Genomic DNA, 1120 nt, shown 5'->3' with positions numbered 1-1120 from the left:
ATTAAACTACTTTTAAATTGTAAAGAATATTTTAATAATCTTTATAGGAGAAGGATATTTCTTGTTAAAAGTGAAATTGTTTGGAATGTGAATAAATAAAAAGTTTAGAAGTGATACAGACTGGATAGAGTCTTGTATTAAATAAACAGAAAAGGGGTAGGGGTTTCTAAAAGGTTTCGGGAGTTAGAAAGCATTTTTTAGTGAATAGCTTCAAATTATATTTTAAAGGGGAAATGGGTATATGAAGTTTCGAAATACAAAGCTTGCTATGATTACACTGTCTTCATTTTTTATTTTAGGTTCTGCATCTCTATCATTCACAGATACTATACACGGTGAAGTAGCTTCTGCATCAGCACAAGAGATTATTGTGAAAAATTATGACGATACATATTATAATAATGCAATAGGAAAAACGGGTTTAGAATTAAAGAAGGAACTGCATAATATTATTGATAATCATACAAAGCTATCATACAGTGCGGTTTGGGAAGCGCTAAGAGATACTGATGAGGACCCAAATAATAAAAATAATGTGATACTCTTATATACTGGTCGTTCGCAAGGGAAACTTACGAATGGATCAGGAGTAAATAACTGGAACCGAGAGCATGTTTGGGCAAAATCTCACGGTGACTTTGGAACGACTGCGGGACCTGGAACAGATCTACATCATTTAAGAGCGACGGATGTATCTGTAAATAGTTCACGAGGGAATTTAGATTTTGATAATGGTGGTGTGAATCATTCTGAAGCGACAGAATGTAAATATGATAGTGATTCTTGGGAACCTCGTGATAGTGTAAAAGGAGATATTGCTAGAATGCTGTTTTATATGGCTGTTCGTTACGAGGGGGACAACGGCGAAATAGATTTAGAACTAAATGAAAAAGTGAATAACAATAAAGATCCATACATGGGGAAACTATCGGTTTTATTAAAATGGAATGAACAAGACCCGGTCGATGATTTAGAGCGAAAGCGTAATGAAGTGATTTTTACAAAATATCAACATAACCGCAATCCTTTTATTGATCATCCTGAATGGGTAAATAAAATTTGGAACTAAGATTTTTAAAGGTATTATATTTTGATAGAAGGGATTGATCATTATGATCAA

General features: G+C 33.3%; 1 protein-coding gene. It reads left to right on the top strand.

The window, feature by feature from the left end:
• Nucleotides 1-241 precede the first annotated feature (241 nt).
• A complete protein-coding gene (locus ACQGS6_RS29055; RefSeq protein WP_000672200.1) occupies nt 242-1069 on the top strand; it encodes an endonuclease I family protein in 828 nt (275 codons plus the stop codon).
• The last annotated feature ends 51 nt before the right edge of the window (nt 1070-1120 follow it).

Source organism: Bacillus sp. GMs2/2, from assembly GCF_050172095.1.
GTDB lineage: Bacteria > Bacillota > Bacilli > Bacillales > Bacillaceae_G > Bacillus_A > Bacillus_A cereus.
This window is presented reverse-complemented; position numbering and strand designations above follow the sequence as displayed.